This window comes from Fodinibius sp. AD559 (assembly GCF_052712805.1).
Genome location: NZ_JBQPVW010000001.1, coordinates 207502 through 227037, shown reverse-complemented (window position 1 = coordinate 227037; position 19536 = coordinate 207502). Strand labels below are relative to the sequence as shown.

Annotated in this window: 19 protein-coding genes; 2 read left to right on the top strand and 17 right to left on the bottom strand. The window is 42.8% G+C overall.

Features of this window, described 5'->3' with window-relative positions; genetic code table 11:
• Positions 1-9: 9 nt before the first annotated feature.
• Together ACQ4LT_RS01060 and ACQ4LT_RS01055 are read right to left on the bottom strand one after the other, a co-directional pair.
• A complete protein-coding gene (locus ACQ4LT_RS01060; RefSeq protein ID WP_445664147.1) occupies positions 10-624 on the bottom strand; it encodes a hypothetical protein in 615 nt (204 codons plus the stop codon).
• A 223-nt stretch (positions 625-847) separates the two neighbouring features.
• Positions 848-1465, bottom strand: coding sequence for a LexA family transcriptional regulator (locus ACQ4LT_RS01055; RefSeq protein WP_445664146.1), 618 nt, complete (start codon positions 1463-1465; stop codon positions 848-850).
• A gap of 87 nt (positions 1466-1552) precedes the next feature.
• Between ACQ4LT_RS01055 and ACQ4LT_RS01050 the strand changes: the two genes are divergently transcribed.
• Complete coding sequence (locus ACQ4LT_RS01050) at positions 1553-1741, top strand: winged helix-turn-helix transcriptional regulator (protein WP_445664145.1); 189 nt, start codon at positions 1553-1555, stop codon at positions 1739-1741.
• A gap of 187 nt (positions 1742-1928) precedes the next feature.
• Here ACQ4LT_RS01050 and ACQ4LT_RS01045 read toward each other — a convergent pair whose 3' ends face one another.
• From ACQ4LT_RS01045 to gcvT, 12 genes are all read right to left on the bottom strand, one after another.
• Positions 1929-3623, bottom strand: coding sequence for a potassium channel family protein (locus tag ACQ4LT_RS01045; protein ID WP_445664144.1), 1695 nt, complete (start codon positions 3621-3623; stop codon positions 1929-1931).
• Positions 3624-3751: 128 nt separating this feature from the next.
• Positions 3752-4576, bottom strand: a complete 825-nt coding sequence (locus ACQ4LT_RS01040; RefSeq protein ID WP_445664143.1) for an energy transducer TonB family protein — start codon at positions 4574-4576, stop codon at positions 3752-3754.
• Between the two features lie 15 nt (positions 4577-4591).
• Positions 4592-5002, bottom strand: a complete 411-nt coding sequence (locus ACQ4LT_RS01035) for an ExbD/TolR family protein (protein ID WP_445664142.1) — start codon at positions 5000-5002, stop codon at positions 4592-4594.
• Positions 5002-5736 carry a MotA/TolQ/ExbB proton channel family protein gene (locus ACQ4LT_RS01030; protein ID WP_445664141.1) on the bottom strand — a complete coding sequence of 245 codons (735 nt, stop codon included), beginning with the start codon at positions 5734-5736 and terminating at the stop codon, positions 5002-5004. The genes ACQ4LT_RS01035 and ACQ4LT_RS01030 overlap by 1 nt, the downstream gene beginning before the upstream one ends.
• 26 nt (positions 5737-5762) lie before the next feature.
• Positions 5763-6971, bottom strand: coding sequence for an SPOR domain-containing protein (locus ACQ4LT_RS01025; protein ID WP_445664140.1), 1209 nt, complete (start codon positions 6969-6971; stop codon positions 5763-5765).
• Positions 6972-6979: 8 nt separating this feature from the next.
• Positions 6980-7177, bottom strand: coding sequence for an HU family DNA-binding protein (locus ACQ4LT_RS01020; protein WP_445664139.1), 198 nt, complete (start codon positions 7175-7177; stop codon positions 6980-6982).
• The gene (locus tag ACQ4LT_RS01015; protein ID WP_445664138.1) at positions 7177-8880 is read right to left on the bottom strand and encodes a hypothetical protein; all 1704 of its coding nucleotides are present in this window, start codon (positions 8878-8880) and stop codon (positions 7177-7179) included. The genes ACQ4LT_RS01020 and ACQ4LT_RS01015 overlap by 1 nt, the downstream gene beginning before the upstream one ends.
• A 193-nt stretch (positions 8881-9073) precedes the next feature.
• Positions 9074-10105, bottom strand: coding sequence for a lysylphosphatidylglycerol synthase transmembrane domain-containing protein (locus tag ACQ4LT_RS01010; RefSeq protein ID WP_445664137.1), 1032 nt, complete (start codon positions 10103-10105; stop codon positions 9074-9076).
• A 17-nt stretch (positions 10106-10122) separates the two neighbouring features.
• Positions 10123-10758: a LolA family protein gene (locus tag ACQ4LT_RS01005; RefSeq protein WP_445664136.1), complete on the bottom strand. Its 636-nt coding sequence runs from the start codon at positions 10756-10758 to the stop codon at positions 10123-10125.
• On the bottom strand, positions 10733-13279 hold the full coding sequence (locus ACQ4LT_RS01000) for a DNA translocase FtsK 4TM domain-containing protein (RefSeq protein WP_445664135.1): 2547 nt from the start codon (positions 13277-13279) through the stop codon (positions 10733-10735). The genes ACQ4LT_RS01005 and ACQ4LT_RS01000 overlap by 26 nt, the downstream gene beginning before the upstream one ends.
• The gene (locus tag ACQ4LT_RS00995) at positions 13263-14003 is read right to left on the bottom strand and encodes a 2-phosphosulfolactate phosphatase (RefSeq protein WP_445664134.1); all 741 of its coding nucleotides are present in this window, start codon (positions 14001-14003) and stop codon (positions 13263-13265) included. The genes ACQ4LT_RS01000 and ACQ4LT_RS00995 overlap by 17 nt, the downstream gene beginning before the upstream one ends.
• Before the next feature lie 75 nt (positions 14004-14078).
• Entirely contained in the window at positions 14079-15173 is a 1095-nt protein-coding gene (gcvT, locus tag ACQ4LT_RS00990) for a glycine cleavage system aminomethyltransferase GcvT (protein WP_445664133.1), read from the bottom strand.
• 416 nt (positions 15174-15589) lie between these two features.
• Here gcvT and ACQ4LT_RS00985 point away from each other — a divergent pair, with 416 nt between their 5' ends.
• Complete coding sequence (locus ACQ4LT_RS00985) at positions 15590-16744, top strand: Mrp/NBP35 family ATP-binding protein (RefSeq protein ID WP_445664132.1); 1155 nt, start codon at positions 15590-15592, stop codon at positions 16742-16744.
• A gap of 92 nt (positions 16745-16836) precedes the next feature.
• Here ACQ4LT_RS00985 and ACQ4LT_RS00980 read toward each other — a convergent pair whose 3' ends face one another.
• From ACQ4LT_RS00980 to ACQ4LT_RS00970, 3 genes are all read right to left on the bottom strand, one after another.
• Positions 16837-17289, bottom strand: coding sequence for an SRPBCC family protein (locus tag ACQ4LT_RS00980; RefSeq protein WP_445664131.1), 453 nt, complete (start codon positions 17287-17289; stop codon positions 16837-16839).
• A 188-nt stretch (positions 17290-17477) separates the two neighbouring features.
• Entirely contained in the window at positions 17478-18416 is a 939-nt protein-coding gene (locus ACQ4LT_RS00975; RefSeq protein ID WP_445664130.1) for a formimidoylglutamase, read from the bottom strand.
• An 11-nt stretch (positions 18417-18427) separates the two neighbouring features.
• The gene (locus tag ACQ4LT_RS00970) at positions 18428-19492 is read right to left on the bottom strand and encodes a calcium/sodium antiporter (protein WP_445664129.1); all 1065 of its coding nucleotides are present in this window, start codon (positions 19490-19492) and stop codon (positions 18428-18430) included.
• Positions 19493-19536: the final 44 nt, after the last annotated feature.

The window sequence follows — 19536 nt, the reverse complement described above, 5'->3', positions numbered from 1 at the left end:
AAGAGTAAACTATTTATAAACATCTCTTCCGGTCATAACCATAATATGTGCCCACGGTGTACCCGGCTCCATAATCCACGGGGCACCTTTACTGGCAGGTTTTTTAGATAATCCGGTGGACTTTTCGGTGGCGTAGGGAATATATATCACATATAGGGGCTTGGCATTTTTTACCATTCCCGTTTTATTATCAAAACTTTGTGCAGATCCCGTAAGCGAATACAGCGCCATCGGCTTTTTAGGCAACTCAATTTTACCCTCTTCAATTTCCTTATAGCGGATGCTATCAACCTTTTCTCGAGACAATCCTTTAGCTTTGAGTTCTCGACCTCTTTTCATAAATGGCTCTAAGGCCTTATGATAGCATGCAACGTGAAAATTAGCCTGCCCGGGATCATCTGCAATACAAATCAACTGGTTTGATCCCTCTCGCAAGGTAGTAAGCTTTCCGGAGTCATCGTATCCCAAAACCTTGGCTCCCTCTTTCATGCCATCTGGTGCAGGACTAACAGCGGCTTTTATCTGATCTTCTTTACTCAGTGTATCAGGCTGTGTATAACCAACTGAAGTACCAAACAGAAATATACTTGTAATGATGAGAATCAAAGTTGTAGTACTCTTCACAATATGATGCTTTTTATTATTGATCAGTTATAACGTGGGATGAAGTATAAACAAACCATTTGTAACATTACTAATAATAATACACGTACCTTTCCCTTACTTCTACCAACGACGAACATTACAACAAGAACCGAGATAAATGGAAATGCATTATCATCGATAATCCGAGAATATTACTTATGCAGAAAGTACTATTTTCAGTTACTTGAATTGAATTTTAATATCATCCAACTCTTCGCAATACCCAAACCAATTTCCCAATACAGCGGTTAAGATCGCCAAAGCCAATTTCGATGGGATTTTCTTTTCCATTATGGGATTCCGCAATCAACTTATTCTGTTCCTTTTGCAGGCGCCGCAATGAAGCTTCCTGAGATGAAGCGATAAGAAATATTGCACCCGGGGCAGGCTCCTCATCAAGATTAATAACTGCAATATCATTCTCCTTTACTGTTGGTGCCATACCATTTCCGGAGTTAACATAGCCTATCAAATTATTAGAGCCCGAAATTCCATCAAATCCATTGGAAATATCCGTATGGATACTCCCTACTTTTTCACTGTTATTAAAATCCGGCTTCAGATCTTTTATATCCAAAGATGTATAAACAGGAATAGACGTTTGAGTATTAACTCCATCTACAGCTCTTTTTTCGCCTTTCCCATCCAGCAACCAATTCTTATTCAGGTCACTACATCTCTCGATTATTCTTTTAAGATCTAACCGTCCCCTGTTCTTTTGCATACTCAGGGTACTCGGCTTGATATTTAAAAAATCTGCAACTTCTGCATCCGTCTCTAAATGATACGCCTCTTTGATACGTTCTAATATTGCATTCACTTTTTTTTACTCTCTACATTTTATAAATTCACATTATGTGAATAAAGATTTTCCAATTTATAAATAAACAACTTAAAACGAAAACAAATGCAAAACAGAAAACGCAATGAGGCTGAGAAAGAGGTCATGAAAATGATGATCGATGCTGATATTACTCAAAAAATGATTGCCGAGCATCTTGATATTACCCCTCAAGCTGTAAACAATCGCCTTAAAAGAGGCAGTGTCGATCCCCTTATCAAAGCCATTGAGGAATTACAAGAAAAACGCTCGTAAGCAAAAAAGGACTGGGAGCAAATTTAGTTCAGGGATTTACTTTAAAAAAGGATTGAGAAACTTAAACCCTTTCATTTCGATAAAAGGTTTAATCTTATAGGAGAAATACCAGTTTAGGAATGACACATATAGTCTTGAATCAAAATCCATGATCTTATTACATGGGTAAAATTACTTGGCTTATCTATTATCCTTCTTCGTAATACAGACTCATAAACTGGCTTTCCTGCTCTACATTTCCTATCAGCACTAACTCACTATCGGGAGTAAGTATTGTCTCTGGATGAGGATTAATTTTCTGTTTTCCATTCTGCTTAATAGATAATACACTGCATCCGGTATCTTTTCTAATATTGGACTCTACCAACGTTTTGCCAACCAGTGACTGTGGTATTTCTAAATTAAATACGTTAAGTCCCTCTGCAATCATAACAACATCATTACGCTCAAGGATATTAAATACTGCATTCGCTCCCATGGTGGCGTAAGACATCACAAAATCAGCTCCGGCCCTGTGCAGTGTCGAAACATTACGCTGTAGCGTAGCCCGACTGATAATTTGGATATCGGGGCGAAGGCGACGAGCATAAATCGTCAGATAAACATTCATGTCATCATCATGTGTTGTCATAATAATACAGGGAGCCTCCTCAATTCCTGCTTTTTTCAGAACCTCAATATCTTCGCCGCCTCCCAAAACATATTTCTCGTTATCACGAATACGTTCGGGATCTTTTTCTATAACCCGGTAATCCATTCCCCGCTCTTCAAATGCTGAGGCCGTTCCACGTCCCACCCGGCCGGCCCCTACAATTATAACGGGTTTATCATTGGATCCATAGATTGCCATATGCTCATCATAACTTCGCAATTGTTCCACCGATCCAGCCAAAAGCAATACACTTTCTTTATGGATTAACGTATCCGGTGTTGGCTTGATGAATTTGCCACGCTCCCATATGCCCACAATATTGATGTTTAGCTCTTCGCGAAGATTGCTTTCGGCTATCGTTTTCCCAACCAAGGGAGTACCATCCGCGGTAGCTTCCGCTATCACTAACTCTTCAAAACGTCCTATAACGTGCACGCGGGAATCCTGACTTATGGTTCTCCGGGAGAGAGATTTTCCCATCATTTCTCCCAGCCGAATAACATGATCTGCACCGGCCATTTTCAAGAGGTCTACAGAGTCGGAGGAATTTGCCGTGGTAACGATCGTCACATCCTCATCCAGTTCTCGAACCGTATTACTGATATTAGAATTAACCATATCAGAGCCAAGAGAAACCACCATTGCAGCATTTTCTACACGGAGGCGCTTATAGGTGTCGGGATCATCTAATTCCCCAAACACAACCCGGTATCCTTCATCGTATAACTCCAAAGCCTTGGACAAATCAGTAATCAACAGGACATACTCATAATTGTACTGATCCAATTTCTCGATCAGCGATTTTGAAATGGGATCAAGGTGCGTGATGATTACATGGTTTTGGGTATCCTCGGGCAATTTTCGGGGCGCCCGCGCTTTGGATTGTGCTTCGAGCCAGGGAGCATAGAAAAATTCAATAAAGGTAAAGGGTAATAATATCAACAAAGATAACATGCCAGACATAAGAACAATAACTGAAAACACTCTGCCCAAATCACTGGTAAAGGTAATATCACCGAACCCAAGTGTAGACATAACCGTGAGCGTCCAATAAAATCCGGTCACCCAACTGTGCTCCTGTCCTTCATACAGCATGATGAAGTGAAAAATAATGCTATACGCAACAATCAGTGCCGAAAGCGCCGCTAAAAATCGAAGAAGTCGCTTTATGTTTACTTTGGTATTCCGGTTGGAGAGGAAGTAGCTAATTTGGGAAGTAAAAAATTTCATAATCTATCTGATAGTCCGAACTGAATGAAACTAAACTGCACCCGTTCAATCTAATAATTTATTTTGATGCTAAAAGGGATCCCATTATTTAGCTCAATACTGCAATGTCACAGCACAACAAAAATCCCTTATTCTAACACAAAGCGGAAGGTAATGGTACCCCATTGCGACTGCTGAGGAACGCCTGATGGAAGTTGAGAAAAACGCCAACTGCGAAGGGTTCGCATTACTTCTCGTTCCAACTCCGGATTCATTTTTTTGAGCGGCACAATGCGACCGATAGATCCGTCCGGCTTTACCTCAAATCGAATAGTAATTGTTGCTTCGGCATCGGTAATATTATCCGGCAACGGCTGCACCATGGGGTTGCGCTCGATATCACCCTCCCAGTTAAGCTCATAGGGTGCTGATTTTTCCTGCTCGTTGCCGGTTCCCTGATCGGCATTAAGTTCTCCGGTATTCCCTTGCTCATCGCCGCTGGTTTCAGCACCCTCTTGCTGTACTTCGTCCTCCTCTGTTTTAGGGGGAACGGTTACTTCTTTAGGCTCATCTGTTTCAGTCTCTTCCTGTGGATCTACCTTATCTGTTTCCGGTGTTTCAATCGGTTCTTCCTCGACCTCTTCGGTTTGATCAGGCGCGTCTACCGGTTTCGTGGTTTCTTCTGTGGATTCCTGCTGCTCTTCAACCGGTTCAGGTTCTTCAGGCTCCGGATTTTCAGGTTCAGTCTCTGACGGATTGGGCCGTGTAGCCACCTGTTCGGCCTGCTGCTCGGCATATTCTGCAGGCGTTCCCGTTTTAAATTCTCCAAATTCTACTTCAATAAAAGAGGGGCGCACATTCGACTCAATAGAAAAGGTATACAGCAAAAAAACGACAACCATAGCCACGTGTATCCCGCCCGTTACGGCAAGGGCAAAACGATCTTCTTCGTTATTGAATACAGGTTGCTCCATAAACGTATTTCTATCCTACCGGGATGCCTGTTCTGTTGCCATCACAATTCTTAAGTCCAGCGCTTTCGCAATATTCATCACACGCACCGCATTATCTATAATAGCATCTTTATCCGCTCTTAAAACAAGTGTAGCCTGCGATTTGTTTCCTCTGGCTTCGCGCAGTGCCGATGCCAACATGCCGCTACTGGTAGGCTCTCCATCAACATAAAATTGTCCGTCTTTGGTTACGGCAACCGTAATAAACTGGGCCTCGGTCTGTGCACCGGTTTCTGCTTTGGGAATGTCTACCTTAATCCCAAAGTTGGTGACAAACGACGAGGTCAACAGGAAGAAAATCAGGAGCAACAATACAATATCTGTCAGTGACGACTGCGAAAACAGTGTCAGGGGCTCCATTCGGTCGTCATCTTTTCTAAAGTCCATTATCCTACCTTCTCACGTTCTTTTTCTTTCTTGTTTGATGGTGCCTGAAGCAGATCTATAAAATCTGCCGAGGCGTTTTCCAGTTCATGCACCATGCGATTAATTTTGCCCAGCAAGAAGTTGTAAAATCCATACGCAATAATACCCACAATCAATCCTGTTGCCGTTGTGATTAATGCCTCCCAAATACCGCCGGCCAGCACGCTTGGATTTACATTTCCCTGTAGCGACTGTATGTCCATAAAGGCTTCAATCATGCCGGTAACCGTTCCCGTGAACCCTATCAACGGAGCAACACCGGCAATCGTAGCCAGCCAATTCATCCGTTTTTCCAGATGATAAATTTCCTTTTTGCCGGCATTACTAATGGCATCCTCAATATCTCTAATGGGTCGTCCCAATCTACGAATACCCGCCTTAAGGATACGCGCCAACGGTTTATCAATGCCATCGCAATAGGTTAACGCACGCTCACGATCACCATCTTTTAACATACTCTCCACAGTTCGCAAGAAACCATCGATTTCAATGCGTGCATTATTTAATGAACGCCAGCGCTCGGCAATAACATATACGGCTACAACCGACAGGATAAACAACGGTATCATAAGCACGCCGCCTTCTGCCAGCAGTTCTAACATCGACATTTGTTCTTGTTCTGCAGCCATACTTAATGTATCAGCGGCTGTAGTATCAGTCTGTGCTTGTATGATCAAAAAGAATAACGCTTGCATAATTTTATATAGTTACGATTCTATTATTAAATTCTTTTTATGAAATTGTTGTCGCGGTATCGTTTGGGGATATCACCTATCGCCTGCTGGGCATCGCTGATCGTTTCAAACTGACCAATACCCACCCGGTAATAGGTAGCCCCTTCTACTTGAGCCTGATTTATTAATGCACGATAACCAGCCTCCTGTAGTTGCTGACGATTTTGCTCAGCTTGCTGTTGGTTTCGCAGCGAATGTACAACAATAGTATAACCATTGGCAATAGCCTGATTGGGTTCTCCATGCAACCCATACCGATCTTGCTGCTGAGGAGTTGATTGCCTACCAACATCTTCTTCCCCTGTTGATACTGCTGACGGCTGTTCAGGTTCCACATCCTCTTCATCTTGATCAGAAGATTGTTCTTCTGATTGCGTATTGTCATCAGTAGGTTCTACTGTTTCGGTAGGCTGAGGTGATGTCGTTGAAATTTCAGTATTACTCGTTCCGAATAAACCAAAATCATAAGTCAGCCATCCGCCAACTCCTATAACCAACACCACTACCACAGCAACTATAATAGTTCCAATAGGATCGCTTGGTTTTTCCTTTTCATCTTCTGCCGGGACTTCAGCTTTTTCTTCAGAATTGTCTTCACCAAACTCATCCTCTTGAGCTTCGACTTCTGCCGTTTCAGTCTCCAAAGTCTCTGGTGCAGAAGATCCTTCACTTGTTGTTCCGAAAACGGTATCAAAAACTTCTTCTGCTTCTTGCTGATCTTCTTCTATTTCTTCTGATCCAGTATCCTTCTCCGTTTCAGGTCTTTCATCATCCAGCTCTGGTTCAGACTCAATTGGTTCTGCTTCTTGTTTTTTATCCTTCTCACCTTCTACTGCGCCGGAATCAAAAGCCCATTTATCCTCCGTATCTATATCGCCAGGCTGCACATCTGCCATATCCACTTCGGGGACTTCCTCATCACTTTCGGGCTCTTTAAAGGCCCCTATAAGCTCTATGGGCTTCATCCCTGCATACTTATTATTGATCTCGGTCTCAAGGGTATCCCCGGGCTCAAACTGCAAACTTCCCTCTTCCATGCTAAACGTACCGAATCCTTCCACTTCAAAAGTTTTATCCTCTTCAGCCGCCTTTTGTATTCGGTTTATCAACTCTGAGAGCTGCGTCTCAACCTGTTCGCGCTCCAAGCCTGTTTTTTCTTCAAGAAGTGATATCAGTTGTTCCTTGTCGATAGTCATATCCCCAGTTAGTTTTCCGGAATAAAAGTGATGGTATCCTTTGGCGGCATCATCACAACCCGGCCGCTGTCATACTGTTTTTGAAATTGTTTCTGATGTTTAAATTCGAATCGGCCAACGCCTTTAAGATATACATCATTTTTTCGGGCCACCTCTTCACGGATAACCTCAGAAAAAGCTTTTAAAAACTCTTTATCCATTGCCATTATAATTTTACTGTTACCCCGCCATACGCCTGAAAGGGTCGCTCATTGTACCCTTGCCAAACTTCATAATCCTGATTTAATATATTGACTAACTTTATATAGGCTCCAAACCGTTCGGTAATTTGCACATCGACCTGTCCTCCAAACAATATAAAGCTATCCAGTTTTTCATTTGTTTGAAAGGTTCTTCGTGAACCTACATAATCAGCCCACGCTTCGAAAGTAATTCCATCAAAGGGCTGTACTGTTATGCCGGAGTTAATACCGATTTTTTCCTCAAACGGAATACGTCCGCCACCTTTAAGTTTGGGAGAACGCAAATAGATCTTCCCATTCACCCGTAATTTCTCAGGAATAATTTGATGTACCACACTGGCATAGGCTGATACTTTATAAGCATCTCTATACCGCATCTCATAAAATTCATACACAGGATTTCCGAACTGTCCGTTATCGGAGCGTAGAAAAATAGGATAGTTGGAAAAGTCCTCATACTGGAATCCAAAATTAAACTCACCCTGATCGGCATATTCTATACTGGCCTCTCCTTTTCCATACAGGCGATAGGTGTGTTGGAGTCTATTTTGCACCGCTAAAAAACGGTTCTTTGAGTGTTGCTGCTCTAATGTTTTCATATAGGGCTGGGCTCCAGCAGTAACTTTTAACGTCAATATATCCAACAGTGGATGTTCTACTGTCACCTCTGGTCCCAGATATACCTTACTATCAATCCCATCTTGTGCATAATAGACACTGGCATCTACCTCCACATTAGTTGCATAATTAAACAGTCGTTCATACACCAAACCACCCTGAGCGGTAAGCCACGAATCTTGTGCTATGGCATTTTCATAATTTCCACCCTTGGCACCAATCTTGGCAGTAAAAGTTTCATCTGTATTTCCACCGGCCCATCGTTTAGCTACCGAAACGTTATATACCCGTTCTTCACTCTGTCCGGTTAACCCATCCGCATTTTTTAGATCAATATTGTAATAGCGGATACCGGCGCTTGCTTTCCAGCCGGTAATGCTATTTTTAAAATGTCGAAATTCGGTTCCTAAATTAATGCCGCTATACTTTTTACGAGCATCAGCCGGTATGGTAGTAGCGGGCAGATCAAGCATATTATTAAAACTCGTTTTTAGCCCCCCATTTACTGAAAGCTGGCTTTTTTTACTCAGCTTTGTAGCATATTTTGCATTAGCATCAAAAAATCGAAAGCTACTGTTTTGATTATCCAAATGCCCATCAGAAGAGGAGTAGTCAAAATCTCCCCCGATATAACTTTTATTGTTCAGTTGCTTTACGCCCCAAAATTGAGCCTCGGGGCTTATATAACTACCAAAACCTAAGCGGCCAAATACCTTCTGTGGAGAAGAATAAGGGAAAGCCATATAACGTGGCGGGGCAGGACGGGACAACTGACTTACCGGCAAGTTTGCTACGACCTGCTCATGCGTTTCCATAAAGGGCGTCCGGTTCGGATCAATCTGATATACTCGTGGGTTCGGATCAAACCCCAATATGGGCTGTCGGCGTAACCCGGGAAATCGGGCCTGGAACTGGCTGCGAATTTCAATGTCCTGCGGATCGATCTCCGGCAGCATCGACGATTCGGAATCCTGTTGCTGTTGTGCAGCTATGGGATTAGCTGCCAAAACCGTTACGATAATAAGTGCTATTGCTGATATCCCTTTCATATAAATTTTACTGCTGTAGTGCTCAAAAATCAGTGTTAAAGGTACTAATTTTTTTGCAACGATTAATGTATCAATTAAGACCAATTTATACCAGATTCCTGTCCCTCTGTTTCGAATAACGAAAAAAGAATGAGTGAATTGCAACAAGACCTAACTTGTAGGAGAAAATCTTTATAGCATTCTTCCGATACATTTATATAACCGACTCTCCCGCCCTGGTCGATCGGAGCTTATCAATGAACAAAAATACTGGGGTTATACTTGAAACAAATAACACCATCACTCCGTGAGTAACCGTTGCATATGCGATACCGGTAACTGCGGGCACGGCAAATAATACCAATAGCGACTGTTTTACAAAATAGTGGTAGGTGCCCAAACCACCGGGCGACGGAATAGCAATACCGATGGCAGAAATAACCGTAATCACGAGTGCATCCAGCAAATCCAGATTATATACCTCTTGCATGTCGAACATCCAAAATGGAATATAGGTCATTAAAGTATAACAGAACCAGATTAAAACGGTGTAAAGAATAAACAACCACCACCGTTCTACATCCCGTGCTGCCAGCAGTCCATTACGAAACATAATAAAGGCCCTTTTTGCCTTAAAAATCCACCTTCGTAGAACCTCAAACCTGGAGCCAAGATAGACTACAAATCTGATCAACAAGAAACCAATGCCAAAAACTGCTGCCAGCAAAAAAGCTACCCATAAATAGGTTAGCAAACTCGATTCATTGGTAAGAAAGTTAATAGTTTCATTTCCAAAAATTTGCCGCAACAGATTCATATCAGCAATAACATACACCGACACCACAACCATTAGAAACGCCATTACGGCAATATCAATTACGCGCTCCAATACAATGGTCCCCATTAATTTAGAACTGCTCAGTCCCTCCTTTTTGCCCACATATACCGGTCGGGAAACCTCTCCAAAACGCGGGCCTACCAAATTCATCATGTATCCAACCAGCACCCCAGAAATTAAGGTTATGCGGTCAAGCTCTTCCTTGTCCTGCTCAATAAACAGACGCCAGCGTTCGGCTCTAAAAATATGGCTGAACAGGGCCGTAATTGCGAAAGGAAGTAACCATCCAAACTGGATGTTCTTCGAATATTCCCACACTTCTTGCAACTGCACATTACGAAAAGCCAACCACAGAAAAAGGACTCCCAGCGATAGTGCGAGCCCGATCTTAATTACTTTTTTATACATTAATCTCTAACAGTATGTTAGTTTCGCATGTCAACTTTTTCGGCACTCTCGGGATAGCTAAGCTTAAACATTCCTTTTTCCGGATCCATGAATTCACCCTCAGAAAAGGTTGTAGTAATTACATTATCGGCCGGATCTACAGCTTCAATCTTTTTCGGTACCAGACTTTTTGAAAGAAATATTTCGACCTTCTGGTATATCGCAAAAGGATCATCCGAAGACAATAATATATATATATCATCATCTCGCTTTTCTTGAGCCTGTACCGTAAACGTAGAATCAACTCCATTCAGAATTCGCGAGGGGGCAAAGTCATCATCTTCCGGTTCATATTTGCTAATGATAACCCGATTTCTGTCCTCATCATAAACCGTCGAGGTTTCCCCATCCACAACAACAGACTTATTATCGGCCTCAACTCTGTACTGCTGACCTCCAACCCAAATACGTCCACTGCTTGCAACAGTATCCTGGGTATAGGAATCTACGGTTTGATGATGGAAATCAGCCTTAAATACAGATCCCTCTTCAAATGTCTGTTTTAAGTCTGAAAAATAGGATTGCTGTCCCAAAGCCAACGAAGGCAACCCCACACCAATAATTATTACAACAAAAAATATGTTTAATTTATCGCTCAAATTCTTCCAGATCATCTAATATTTCCTCTAATTCTTCTTCATCGTCAACTAACACATCACGCGCCGTACTGCCCTGGTAAGGACCAACAATACCGGCATTATACAGCTGATCAACAATTCTTCCGGCACGATTATAACCAATCTTAAGTTTTCGCTGCAGCAGCGACACCGATCCCTGTTGATGCAGCACAATAACTTTGGCAGCCGCCTCAAAAAGTTCATCAATATCATCGAGTGGATCAGGGATGTCACCACTTGATGAGGTCTCATCTTCTAAAACAGGTAACTCGTACTTATTATTGTATCCTCGCTGATTACCAATAAAATCGGTAATACTTTCAACCTCTTCTGTAGATACAAACGCATTCTGGATTCTCGTCATGCCGCCACCGTTGGTAAACAACATATCACCGCTTCCAATGAGCTGATCTGCACCGCCGGTATCAAGGATCGTACGCGAGTCTACTTTTGAGGCCACCTGGTAAGCAATACGTGCGGGGAAATTAGCTTTTATCGTTCCGGTAACCACATTCACTGACGGACGCTGTGTTGCAACTACCAAATGAATCCCTACCGCACGGGCCAGCTGAGCCAATCGGGCAATCGGTTCCTCAATATCCTTTCCGGCCGTCATCATCAAATCAGCCAGCTCATCAATAAGCACTACAATATACGGCAGATGGCGGTGTCCTTCATCCTCGTCAAGCTCCCCATTATCAAATTTCTCGTTATAAGCCCGAATATCACGCACCATCCCATCCTTCAGCAAATCGTAGCGCTCGTCCATCTCTTTGGTCAGGCTTTCGAGCGTTTCTTTGGCTGCTGAGGTATCTGTAATAATAGGTTCTTCTGCGCCGGGCAGCGTAGCCAAAAAGTGTTCCTCAATTTTCTGAAACAGTGAGAGCTCAATCTTCTTGGGATCAATCATCACAAATTTCAGATCATCGGGATGGCACTTGTACAACAGACATGTAATAATCGTATTTATTCCCACTGTTTTACCTGAACCTGTAGCACCGGCAATAAGTAAGTGCGGCATCTTGGTCAGATCAACCATAAATACTTCGTTCTCGATGGTCTTACCAAATGCCAGCGGCAGCTCATAATCACTTTCTACAAATTTCTTCGTATTGATAACCGACTTAATAAAAACTGTTTCCCGTGATCCATTGGGAACCTCAATTCCTACCGCCGATCTGCCTGGAATAGGCGCCATAATACGCAATCCCTTCGCCGCCGTAGCCATCTTCAAGTCATTGGCATAACTCTCGATCTTACTGATTTTAACATCCGGTGCGGGATCAAGCTCATAAAGCGTAACCGTGGGACCGACAATCGCATTAATACTGCGGATTTCAATATTATGACGCTTTAGCTTATCAAGGATAATGCGCTTATTCTCCTTGATCTCCTCAAGATCAACGTCGTTACCTTCATTTGGAGGAGAATCCAGCAGATCAATCGTCGGAAACTTATAGCGAACCTTAGGAACATCCTTCGCCTTATCCTTATTTTGCTTATCCAGCTCTTTTTCATCAGCCTGCTCATCACCTTCTCCCACGTACACCGAAATATCGACATCGTCTTCTTCATCCTCGGCAATTTTCTTTTTTTCGATATCTGCCCGCGGACGCTGATCGAGTGACTGCACTTCTTCTTTTTCCTGGCGCATCCGCTCACGATCGCGCTTCTGTGACTCTTCTACAATATCATCAATAGAGCGGGATTCGGGCTCATCCTCTTCAGGTTCGACCTTCGTTTCTGCCTGGGATTGAGCCTGCTTTTTCTCTGATTTTTGAGACTTTTTACGCATCTGCTGTTCAGCTTGTCGCTGCTTTTCAATCTCTCTTTGCTCGGCTTCCTGTTGCTTGCGTTTTCTTTTCTCCTCTTTTTCCTGGCGCCAGCGTTCTTTCCAATCCGCATATGATTCCTTGACATTCGCAATCCAATCCTTCACCCGCTCTATAGTGTGCTGAAGATCACGATCCAGCAGTGCCAGTAAGGTAGTTAACAGCAATACCGCCAAGATAATGATAGAACCGATCCCCGTAATATTTTGCAGCACACGAGCTATATAAAACCCGGCCGAGCCATTCCACACCGACTCAACCCACTCATAATTGGTATTAAGCCATCCCAAAATCGTTGATAACAACACCATACTCCAGATACCATAAGCGGTAGGCCACAGCATTAGGCTTATATCCCGATTCCTGAAGATAAACCAGCCGTATCCCACGATAATAAGCGGTATAACAATACTCATATATCCAAACAGCAGGTGGACAAAAAAGTGTGCCAGGTAAGCTCCAACAACACCTAATCCGTTTTGGATACGCAGGGCCGGACCTTGATCCAGCGCAAATAAACTATCGGTCGACAGCGATTGGATTAGCGTATAGTCTGCCGGATTATACGTAGCAATACTGAACCCAAGCAGGCCGCCGACAGCCATCACCAAAATCCCCAGTATTTCCATTTTTCGGGATTCCGAAAGGCCTCCCAAAAAACTATCTGAACTACTTTGCTTTGCCATTTATATCTGTAATAATTCCTTCATTAAGTGCAGGTAAAATATCCGTAATACTGCGTTGACAACAATACTCAAGGTCCTCTTCGCTTACAATATCCTTAAGCCGTTCTGCATAATTCGACGATTTGATACTATTTTCTATATCATCACCAAATTTTTCATAAAGACCAAAAGCAACTTTTGCTCCATCTCTGGCCCCATTAGGTAAATCTCCTCTATAAAGTTCGTAAATAATATTCCCGGCACAAAGAATATCCTCCAGTGAAAGTCTACCACGCCATCCGGCACACACCAACAGTACTTCTTCATCAAGATTCTGTAAGTATTCAACGATGGTATTTAGATTAAGAAACGAACCCACAATAATTTGATCCGCCAAACTGCAGCGCCGAATTGCTTTTGTACCATTCGTAGTATTTAGAATGATCGTCTTGCCATTTACAACCTCTTGGGTATGTTCCAAGGGCGAATTCCCCAGATCATAACCTTCAATTGTTATTCCATTTTTTTCCCCACTCATCAAAAAGCTTTCCGCATCCAGGTTATGCGAAATCTTGCTGGCATCCCCCATATCCTCAACGGCAATAACGCCCTTCGCACCATTTTGCAATGCTGTAACCATTGTTGAGCTGGCCCGCAGTACATCAATCATCACCACTGTTTTGTCGCGGATATCCTCTTCCTTAAAAGAGTGGGCCGATGAAAATACATCAATTTGATTTATCATATGTAATAAATAATGTCCTAATCTCTGTTTGTCTCAGTTGATATATTAGTAACTATTACTTTCTGCAACCACTTTTTATTTTACAAACGGTGGTTTTGTTACTTCAGCCTCGGCTTTTTTGTTTCGGATCTCTACAAAAACGGATGTCCCCTCATCAGTGTAATTAATATCCACATATCCCATAGCGATGTTATTACCCAGTGTAATAGAACGAGAGCCGCTTGTTACAAATCCGATCTCGTTGTCCTCCTCATCAAAAATGGTATAGCCCTTTCGCGGTATAGAACGCTTATCATCAATTGTAAGACCAACCAATTTTCGTGAAAGCCCTTCCTCTTTGACTTTAAGTAGCGCATCACGACCCACAAATTCTCCCTTGTCCAACTTAGTGAGCCAACCCATACGGGCTTCGAGCGGGTGCGTATCTTTGGTGATATCATTACCATAGAGCGCAAATCCTTTTTCCAGTCGAAGTGTATCCCGCGCGCCGAGTCCGCAGGGTTCGATACCGAATTCTTCGCCTGCTTCCATAATCGCTTTCCAGATCGCTTCGGGGTCAACGTGATCTTTATTGAAATAAAGCTCGAAGCCTTTTTCGCCTGTATAACCAGTGGCCGAAAGCGTTACATCATCATAGCCGGCCAGCGTACCCAGCTCGAAGGTATAGAATTTTATGGACGAAAGATCGGTGCCTGTAAGTTTTTGCAGCATTTCTACAGACTTTGGTCCCTGCACAGCTAAAAGGCAAGTGTCATCAGAAATATTAGTAAGCTCCGCATCAAAGGAATTATTCTCAGCAATCCACTCAAAATCTTTCTCAATATTGGAGGCATTCACCACTAACATATATTCATTCTCTCCGAGCATATAAATCAGAAGGTCATCAACGATGCCACCGTCTTCATAACACATGGCCGAATACTGTGCCTTGCCCGGGATCAGCTTAGAGACATCATTAATCGTTACATGCTGAATTAAATCCAAGGCCTCATCGCCCGTCACATAAAATTCACCCATGTGCGATACGTCAAACATACCCACTTTTTCGCGCACGGCGTTGTGTTCTTTACGGATACTGTCGTACTGCACGGGCATCTCAAATCCGCCAAAATCTATAAGCTTTGCTCCGGCTTGTTCATGAAGATCGTAAAAGGGCGTTCGTTTTAACATCGATTACTTTTATTTTTGTATGATTCTAAACTTCGTTAGGACCACTTGACTTTTTATCAATTTCCAGTCGACTAAAATACGGATTTCGCAATAGAATAGAGAATCATAATTAAACGTAGATCTGCTTTAAAAATCCTCTGTTAGGGATGTCCTACATCGCCACCTAATCCCACAGATTCATCCGTGGACTAATTTTATAAATAAGTTCGCTTGAAGTGAACCTCATCATGGGTTATTTAACCTGACAATTTATCTCCAGACTCTTTTACTCTCGTTTCGCGACTATCCGGCCAATCCGTCTCATTCGCATTCCTTTTAACCGAATTCTTTATCCCCAATAACCGTTTAGCATCTGGAAAGAAATCGTTATCTTTCAAGACTAAAAAATTTAGCCACAACAGAACCCTTTTTACCCAATGGCCATTAACAAGCAGCAAGTACGTACGGCACTTACCCATGTGATGCATCCTGAGATGGAAAAAGATCTGGTGACCCTCGATATGATCGAAGATCTTATTGTCCAGGATTCATTCATCACCTTCACGATTGATCTCCCCGAAAAAGATCCCAAACTTGAATCCAAGCTTAAGGAGAAGTGCGAAGATGCGATTCGCAAATTCGTGGATGAGAATGCCGTTCTTGATATAACGACGGCCGTCAATATCTCAAAATTTCGTGATAACGAGGACAAAGGGGAATTCCCGGGACAGGGTCATCGAAAGAAAAAAGACCAGCAGCAAGATCAAGATGAGGAAGTACTTTCGGGCGTGAAAAATATTATTGCTGTAGCCTCGGGCAAAGGAGGCGTTGGAAAATCTACAGTAGCTGTTAACTTGGCCTGTGGATTAGCACGCACCGGGGCAAAAGTTGGACTGTTAGATACTGACATTTACGGGCCCAGTATTCCTACGATGATGGATGCCCACGGACGACCCAACATTACAACCCAAAAGAAGCTTATCCCAAAAGAAAAATACGGCGTCCGCTTTCTATCTATGGGTATGCTTGTTGATCCGGACCAAGCCATGATCTGGCGCGGACCGATGGTAACCAGTGCCGTCAAGCAGTTTATGAATGAAGTAGAGTGGGGCGAACTCGATTATATGGTATTGGATCTTCCTCCCGGAACGGGCGATATCCAGCTGACGCTGGTACAAACCGTTCCACTAACGGGAGCTGTTATCGTTTCTACCCCGCAGGACGTAGCTCTCGATGATGCCCGTAAAGGAGTGGCCATGTTTAAGAAAGTTAATGTGCCAGTTCTGGGCATGGTTGAAAATATGGCCTATTTCATCCCAGAGGATATGCCGGATAAAAAATACTACATCTTTGGCAAGCATGGTGTTCGCAACCTTGCCGATCGCATGGGTACGAACTTCTTGGGAGAAATTCCGTTAGAGCAAAAAGTGCGCGAGAGCAGCGACGAGGGTAAACCTATCGTACTGGGCGATATGGAAACAAAGTCGGCACAAAAATTTGTAGAGCTATCAAATAATGTGATTCAGCAACTGGCGATCCGAAATCAAGAGCAGGATCCTACGGAAAAAATCGATATTAAAATTCGACCTTAGGCAACAAGGTCATGCTGAGCTTGTTTCATCATCTATCTTACAGATCCCGAAACAAGTTCGGGATGACACTTACTTCTTTCATAGTTTGGGGTTCAATTGTTATACCGCTGATGGAGCAACTGTTTTCGATAGTCAAAAATATCGCGCAGTTTATTCCTGATCAGCAAAATATTTACGATTCTCCCCAAGATTCCATAGGGAGGCACGTAATTCACTTCATCAATCATTCTCACACCCGATTCCGCCTCTTCTATTTTATGATGGTGATACCAAAATCGGTACGGACCTATCCGCTGCTCATCGACAAACTCTTTTCCGGGGACAATATGCTTGATTTCTGTAATCCATTTCGATTTCCCTAACAAAGGAAGCTTTACATCATATTCAATAAGCAGCCCATTGTACATTTTCTCGGGAATATCACTAATAATAGTGAATTCAAGTTCCGGAGGCGTAATTTTGTTAAGATTTGCCGGGTGGGATATAAATTCCCAAAGCTGATCTGCTGAAGTATCTAATACCTGCTCTTGCTGTAGTTTGTACATGGGAAACCTTTATCGATTTGTAAATTTCTTACAATGCAGTACAAACCGAAAATCCCTAAACAAAGGTTCCATCTTGCTAATCTTATTCGAGGGGCACGTGCATAAAACGGATTAAATAGGTATCCGCCGAAAATATATTTCCAATCTGTGCCAACCAGATCAATCGGCGCTATCTGTTTACCTGTGTTCTATTCCCGCTCACTTAATCCCAGCAGAAAATTCCAGATTGTGAGTGCGGCCAGTTTTGCCGTCTGATTATCCCGGTCGTGACGTGGATTTACTTCTGACAAGTCAAAGGACGTAACCTGCTCATTTCGCCCGGCTAAATATGCTGACGTCAACCACAAATCGGAAGGCAATCCATTTGCACAAGGCGCACTTACACCCGGTGCCTGCGATTGGTCAACGGCATCCATATCAAACGTTACCATAAGACGGTCACTCTCGTGCTGATGAAATAATCCCGAAATTGAGGTAATATTGGTTTCATCCCTCAACATATATTCACCCCCGCTCTCTTTTATATACTTCAGGTGTGATTGTGCTACAGAATTCGGCTGCAATCCTGCTACCAAGTACATTTCACTGCATTCGCTTTCATGCTCAATAGCCTGACGAAAGGGTGACCCGGAATGGGCTTGCCCCTCTTTTAGCGGACGTACATCGGTATGGGCATCCAAGTTAAAAATGGAGGTTTGCAATCCCGCTTTAGCATAGCCCAGAAAATGCCCGAATGCTGTTTCGTGTCCGCCACCCAAAGTTATCGGCACTACTCCCTGCTCTAAACATTTGGCAACAATCTCTCCTAACCGGTGTTGATCTTCCTCTACTTCGTAACGGATATTAATATTACCAAGATCTGTAGATCGGCTAATCAGATCAACAAAAGCAGTATAGTTTTCAGGATTGGGGGTAAGCTTATATAACTGCTCCCGAATAGCATGGGGGGCATCTGCAGCACCGGCACGCCCTCCATTTCTGGTTACACCTTTATCCGAGGGAAATCCAATTATTACTGCTTCCGGTAAATCATCCTCAGCCAACTTTTTTTCCAAGAAATGACCAATTCGGGGATCATCTTCTAAAGTATTCGGAACTGCTACTGTCGTCTTATTCAAATTCTCCATTACAGTATGCGTTATGTTCTAAATTCTCTAACCAAAATTACAATTATCGTTATGACTGTTATAGGCAATATAAACCATATCATTGCTGTATTAAAAAGGGGTAGCACATTATGTTGACTTGCTGTTAAAATCAGATAAGCTGCAAAAACCAAATAATAGATCAAAAACAGTAATCCCTCCCATCGAGTAATCACATTTCCTGTAAAAAAGATAGGTAGACATGCAATGGAAACGGCTATCATAACAGGCAGGTCAAATGCGAGTACACCATCTGCAACAGAAATATCCTCCGGTAAAATAGTAGCTGTTAACCCAACGATACACATCATATTAAACAGGTTGCTGCCTATAATATTACCCACTGCCATATCACGCTCTCCCTTTATACTTGCCATTATAGATGTAGCCACTTCGGGAAGTGAGGTGCCTGCAGCAACAATAGTAAGTCCAATAATAAGACTACTTAATCCCAAGTACTCAGCAAATATTACGGCACTGTCTACCAACCAGTGAGCACCCAAAACAAGTAGCCCGAGCCCTGCTACAACAAAAATTATATGCCACAACCAATGGCTCTCTGCCTGTAGAGAATTGTCTGCCTTCGACGGCTCCTGCTCTATGAGATTCTTTTGCTTGGAATCATAGACAAGATATCCCAGATAAATTAACAACATTACAAAAAGAATAACCCCTTCAATCCTGCCTATAGATCCACCTAAGGCAAAGAGATAAAGCACAAATGAAACAACAATCATGAAAGGAACATCCAGCTTAATAAGCTTTTTTGATACTGTAAGAGGGGTAATGATTGCAGAAAGCCCCAGTATAAAAAGCACGTTAAAAATATTGCTTCCAATAACATTGCCGAGCAGTAAATCAGATTCCCCTGCGAATCCTGATTGCATGCTTATAGCAAGCTCCGGTGCGCTCGTCCCAAAAGCCACCACGGTGAGGCCAATCATTAATGAGCTCATTCCCAAACGGGCAGCCAGCTTCGATGCTCCCCTAACCAATAGCTCAGCTCCAGAAATTAACAGCAAAAGTCCCGCAACAAAGAAAATGAATGTCGTACCCAATATTCAATAATTAGTTATTCAAGAATATCTATAAAAGAAACTTA